The sequence below is a fragment of the Weissella sp. DD23 genome (genome assembly GCF_001579105.1).
In the GTDB taxonomy this organism is placed as follows: Bacteria; Bacillota; Bacilli; order Lactobacillales; family Lactobacillaceae; genus Weissella; species Weissella cibaria.
The window spans coordinates 60,154-65,893 of record NZ_KQ970391.1 but is presented as its reverse complement, the minus strand read 5'-3'; the positions used below and the strand labels follow the sequence as shown (position 1 = coordinate 65,893).

Annotated in this window: 7 protein-coding genes; 2 read left to right on the top strand and 5 right to left on the bottom strand. The window is 44.9% G+C overall.

All coding sequences use genetic code 11. The features are described 5' to 3' along the window. A partial coding sequence (locus WEIDD23_RS13425; protein ID WP_197458781.1) for a helix-turn-helix domain-containing protein occupies nucleotides 1–336 on the bottom strand: 336 nt, incomplete at its 3' end. A 268-nt stretch (nucleotides 337–604) separates the two neighbouring features. Here WEIDD23_RS13425 and WEIDD23_RS02830 point away from each other — a divergent pair. Further along, the gene (locus tag WEIDD23_RS02830; RefSeq protein WP_010369466.1) at nucleotides 605–1,108 is read left to right on the top strand and encodes a 2'-5' RNA ligase family protein; all 504 of its coding nucleotides are present in this window, start codon (nucleotides 605–607) and stop codon (nucleotides 1,106–1,108) included. 17 nt (nucleotides 1,109–1,125) lie between these two features. On the opposite strand, the gene WEIDD23_RS02825 is transcribed toward WEIDD23_RS02830, so the two are convergent. Further along, on the bottom strand, nucleotides 1,126–1,317 hold the full coding sequence (locus tag WEIDD23_RS02825; RefSeq protein ID WP_010369470.1) for a hypothetical protein: 192 nt from the start codon (nucleotides 1,315–1,317) through the stop codon (nucleotides 1,126–1,128). Nucleotides 1,318–1,453: 136 nt separating this feature from the next. Beyond that, on the bottom strand, nucleotides 1,454–1,942 hold the full coding sequence (locus tag WEIDD23_RS02820; RefSeq protein ID WP_010369473.1) for an NUDIX hydrolase: 489 nt from the start codon (nucleotides 1,940–1,942) through the stop codon (nucleotides 1,454–1,456). 102 nt (nucleotides 1,943–2,044) lie between these two features. On the opposite strand from WEIDD23_RS02820, the gene WEIDD23_RS02815 reads away from it, so the two are divergent. Beyond that, the gene (locus WEIDD23_RS02815; protein WP_010369475.1) at nucleotides 2,045–3,850 is read left to right on the top strand and encodes a M3 family oligoendopeptidase; all 1,806 of its coding nucleotides are present in this window, start codon (nucleotides 2,045–2,047) and stop codon (nucleotides 3,848–3,850) included. Between the two features lie 45 nt (nucleotides 3,851–3,895). Here WEIDD23_RS02815 and WEIDD23_RS02810 read toward each other — a convergent pair whose 3' ends face one another. Both WEIDD23_RS02810 and WEIDD23_RS02805 read right to left on the bottom strand, forming a co-directional pair. Continuing rightward, nucleotides 3,896–4,396 carry a hypothetical protein gene (locus WEIDD23_RS02810; protein WP_010369478.1) on the bottom strand — a complete coding sequence of 167 codons (501 nt, stop codon included), beginning with the start codon at nucleotides 4,394–4,396 and terminating at the stop codon, nucleotides 3,896–3,898. Nucleotides 4,397–4,597: 201 nt separating this feature from the next. Then, on the bottom strand, nucleotides 4,598–5,740 hold a 1,143-nt coding region (locus tag WEIDD23_RS02805), incomplete at its 5' end, for a chloride channel protein (RefSeq protein ID WP_062358742.1).

Below are 5,740 nucleotides of genomic sequence, written 5' to 3'. Positions count from 1 at the left end.
CCACCCATTTGTGATTGGACTATATTGCCACTGACGCCACCGGTGATTTTGATGCCAATCTTTATCGGCCTCATCTTGCTGCATATATTCACTCACTTTATCGCGAAATGACGTTTTACCCGGTTCGACCTGAGTACCAAATAATAACACTTGCACCGATACATCCAAAATGTCTGCAATTTCCTGCATACGATTCAAATCAGGTGAAGACTCTCCAGTCTCCCACTTCGAAACCGCCTGTCGTGTCATGTAGAGTTTATCGGCCAACTGTTGCTGCGATAACCCCTTCTGTTTGCGCAGGTTCGTCAACTGTTGTGCAAATACAATATCCATCATCTTGCCCCCTTAACTTTTGGTAACTAAATTATGACAAATCATCATTGATGCACCTAGCAATTCAATGTTATTTTTGCGCAAATTTAAGTTGCATCCTTGTTATGACGGCGTTTCTCAGGCTTTAATTTTTTACCCCATATCTATCAAGCGGTAGACATCCTTCAAGGGTCCTGTATATAATCGACCCAAAATTTATCGTCATATCTATTAAGACTGTTAGTCTAATCCCTCTAAGTTCCAAGCCAGCACTAGTTAAGGAGCGTTTCAGATGCAAGTTTCTATTATGTTAACAACCCACTCAACCGAATTGGACACTATTCGATCACATTACGACTCTCTAGCTGATTTTGTTCCAGCTCATCTATCACTAGTATTCCCCCAACCATTGCCTCAGTTGCAAACAAGTATGCTGACGGATATTCAAGAAATAATTCAAACATTGCCTGAAACCACTTTTTTCACAACACATTTATTACCTGATTATGACTATCACAACCTATTGCTCGTCTTGGATGATCCAGAAAACAGCCTAAAGAAATTGCATCAAGCATTATATTCATTGTCGTATTTTGAGCCATTTCAAAGACGCGATATTCCTTTCACGCCTCATATTACGATTGCACGCAATCAAACGAAGTCACAGTTAGACCAGCTGGCCCATGAGCTCATGTCTAAAACAATTGGCTTGTCAGTAACATTTGACACACTGGTATTTGAACAGATTGCCGACAATGATCAATCAATTCCTTTGCTCAAATGCCATTTAACTTGAGCTTAAATTACTGTACGCTACTTCTGACTAAACCACGCATCCCCCATGCGATCGCTATAAGCTTGCTCACGCTCCCAAATCGATTGGGTTTGCCAGTTGGCCGTCGAGTGCGTTGGTCGCTGTACGTTTTGCGTCGCAATCGATACAGTCGCCCCTAACACCCATACTGCTACCAATAAAATACCAAACACACGCATACTCTTTCGCATCACATCGTCCCCCACTGGTATCTACAAGCCACTTATCCACTTGTTTTTAGTAACTTCAGTTTACGCGCAAATTGTCATTATTCTGTCTGTGTTTCACTTAGGTTTTGTAAAGGTTTGACAGCGCAACAACTCCCATTTAAAGTACTTGCCATTCTTGCAAAATTGTATCGGCAAAATCGAATTCATTATTTTGGATGAATTTCTTAGCCTTCAGTACCAACGGCGACGAATTTTCTGGTGTTATATCTGCGAGTTTTACAAACAGTGCCCCTTTTGAATCTTGGCCCGGAAATTCTCGAACTTTTTCAGCAATGTTACCATGCACCTGCTGCACCAGGTTGAATACGGCAATATGATTATTCATCGTAAACGTTTCAAAGCGCCACGGATATCGAAAACTAGTAATGCCTAGTTGCTGATAGTTTATCAACTGCATACCGGTTTCTTCTAAGAATTCACGGCGTAGCGTATCATCAAGTCCCTCGCCCTCTGCCATGCTGCCACCAGGTAAATCTAACCGATTCGCATACGGCCCGCTTGTTTTCGAAATAACTAATAACCCTTGTTCCTGTCGATAGTAGATACCATACACACCGAACGCACGATGATAAATCTCATCCTTCATTATTTCATCCCCCACTTTGATAGCTTTCCAACAATATTATCATCAACACTCAAGATTGTGTGCTAAACTATTAGAAAACAATGAGAAACACAAGGAGTACCTATGGCCTATTCATTAAACTGGGATCTTGACCCAATTTACCCTGGTGGTATTACATCACCTGAGTTTGCTGCCAAGCTCACGTTGCTTGACGAACAAATCAAACAATTCGCTGCTGACGTTACCGCCTATGATCGATTCACAGATACTGATTTCAGTCAGTTTATTGCGTTAGTTGATGCCGCTCAGACAATCCGTTCTGGTTTGGGAACGGTTGCCCTATTCGTGAACGCATTATACTCAGCTGATTACACCAATCCTGTGTATCGCCCATATCAAACTAAGGTGTCACAACTTGACGTGGCTTATCAGGCACCTTTAAACGCCTTCGCTAAGTTGTTGACATCATTTGACGACGACACTTTTGCGAAGGTCCTGACATTGCCAGGCGTTAATGATGTGGCGTTCCATTTGAATGAGTTACGCGATGACGCGTCACGTTTGCTCGACGACCGTGCTGAGGAATTGCTAAATAACTTGCGGTTGGATGGTTTGCAAGCCTGGTCTGAACACTACGACACGATTTCAGCAGGTCTAAGCATGACGTACACTGACGAAAACGGGGCGGAACAAGCTTTGTCAGCCGGTCAAGCATTGAACCAACTGGATGGTTATCCTGATAACACAGTTCGAGCGAACATTATGGCTAATTATGAAAAGATGTGGGGCACGGCTGAAAACTTGGCCGCCGATACCATTAATCACTTAGCCGGTTCACGTCTAACAGAGCAACATGCCCATGGGTATGCTGATCATTTGGAACAACCGCTTGAGTTGAACCGCATGTCACGTGCCACGTTGGATGCCATGTGGCAAATGGTTGATGATAACAAGCACATGTTCAAAGCCTACTTTGACCGTAAGAAAGCTTTACTTGGTTTGGATGAAATCGGTTGGCAAGATCAAGTCGCACCGATTACCAACTTAGGTGATTATCAGCCAACTACCCTGACATATGATGAAGCAGCAGCCTTTGTGATTAAAAACTTTGGTAAGTACTCACCAAAGATGGCCGCCTTCGCGCAACATGCCTTTGAAAATCAATGGATTGAAGCCGAAGACCGCCCTGGTAAGACGCCTGGTGCTTGGATGGAAAGTGTGCCTGATATTCACGAGTCACGGATTATCACGACGTTCACAGGATCGGTTAACGACGCGGCTACCATCGCGCACGAAATTGGGCACGGTTTCCACTCTTCTGTCTTGACCGACTTACCTGTTTGGCGTGACGGTTATGCGATGAACGTTGCTGAGACAGCCTCAACGTTTGCCGAAATGCTGATTGCGGATGCTAATGTTCAAGCAGCCAAGACTGATGCAGAAAAGGTCGTGTTGCTTGATGCCAAGATGACCAACCCAATCGCGATGTTCTTGAACATTCACGCTCGATTCATCTTCGAGGATAACTTCTACAAAGAACGCGCTAACGGCTTTGTGCCAGCTGCCCGTTTGAACGAACTGATGGATAACGCCCAACAAGTTGCCTTTGATGGTATTTTGGATAAGCGTCACCCACACTTCTGGGCATCAAAGTTGCACTTCTTCATTGATGATGTGCCATTCTATAACTTCCCATACACATTCGGTTACTTGTTCAGCCAAAGCATTTACGCTTGGGCACAAACGCAAGCTAATTTTGAAGAAGCGTACATTGCCCTGCTACGCGATACAGCTAACATGTCAACCGAAGAATTAGCCCAAAAGCACCTAGGTGTCGATTTGACAAAGCCAGACTTCTGGCAAGCCGGTGCCGATTTGGTTAAGAAAGACATCGACGAATTCTTGGCGTTGTCTGAACAATTTATCTAGATATTTCCAAAAAGACTCAGCGCGATTGTGCTGAGTCTTTTTCATTTACGCACAACTTAGAACATTTGGCGTAAAGGCAATGGTGGCCATGATAATTGCAATAATCGTAAACTGCCACCAAGTTCGCAAAATTTTCAATTGCCACATCAGCCATCCGAACAACCCGATTGCCAATAGTGACAATACGATTTCGACACTCATTACCCTCTCTTGTTGGCGCATCAACAGTAGTACGACGCTTTCAACACCAAATGGCAGCCACACAAGTTGATTACATAACAGGACGCCACTCAACGTCAATTTCCGTTGAGGTCGCACAAGCATGAGTGCACCCCACAAAATAACGCCTAGCAATGAGGTCGTTAACACATACATCACCAGCGCCAACCCGATCAACATGGATTGATGTTCACGCAAGACACCATCAGTCCCCATTGTTGCCCGCATTTGACTTGTATTTATCCAAAATTGGCCGACCAATAGGGACAGCAGTGTAAGAGCACCCCACTTGCTGAGTCCGACCTTATTTTCCTGATATGTAAACATTGATCATCCTCCCCGCGATTTGATTTGAGTATAGCTAAATCGGTGACCCACGATAATATCGTATCGATAGCAAATCGGCGACAAATATCACAGTCGAATATCATTGTTAAGGTGGTACAAATTATCCCCACTACTTAGCATTATGTTTGATGTAACAAAAAACGGAATTACATCATCCCCTGACGTAATTCCGTTTGTCTGTTATTTTTTCAAAATTAACTTAGACGTTGTAATCGCCAAAACAACCGATAGTCCCATTGGCAAAAGCGCTGAGTAATCCATGTGCGTCACTTCAAACATCATAAACAATGCCATCAGTGGCGCTTGTTGCGAGGCTGACAACAAAGCCGTTGCCCCGATAACCGCCGCCTGATCAATCGATGCGCCTGGCATCATCATGACGTAGACAAAGCCCAAGATGGCACCAAATGATCCACCAATTCCAATCGATGGCGCCAGCGTACCACCATAGGCACCCGCTTTCAGCGTGAAGACTGTAATGACCGCTTTCAAAATCATGCCAATTGCGAGCATCCCAATCAGCTTCGTGCTTTCATTGTTAATCGCCAATTCAGCTAGACCACGCCCATTTCCCATAATCTGTGGGAAGAAGTAGGCCACGATACCCGTTGCAAGGGCGGCTAATGGCAGTTGCCACAAAACTTGCACTCGCTTAGCTTTCGCCTTGCCGCCTGCCCACTGGAACGCCTTGCGGAAATAGGCTCCCGCAATTCCCATAATTGGGCCAACCACAATAACGAATGGCAACATCTTCAAATCAAAATGCCGATCAGCCACAAAATAATAGGGGTGAAAGCCCTTGATTGACGCACCAACTAACATGGCAATCAATGACATACCTAAACTAACTGATACGGAACGCTTCGATACGTTCTTGTGCAGAATCTCCACCGCAAACAGCATTCCCGTAATCGGCGCAATATAGATTCCCGCGAAACCAGCGCCGGCTGCTGCGGCAATCAACAAGCGACGGTCATCTGCTGTTAACGTATCAAGGTGCCACTTGGCCAATAGCATTTCCCAACGTTGGGCAAGCAAGGCACCCATTTCACGTGGCGCTAGTTCACGCCCAACTGAACCACCGGTTGCCACATAAAATACCTGAGTAACAGCGTGAAGGATTGACGCACCCAATGGCATCGTCTCACCTTCAAGTGCTTTATTAATCCCTACTGTTGGCTTCATCTTCGTTTGCACAATGAACCACAAACCAGCCGCAATAATTCCACCAATTGTGACTGACAACAAGCGTTGCGTCCCAGCTGCATGAATGGCAACAGGCACCAACGTATTCTCCTCAAACCCCAAGAAGAAATGCTCAAT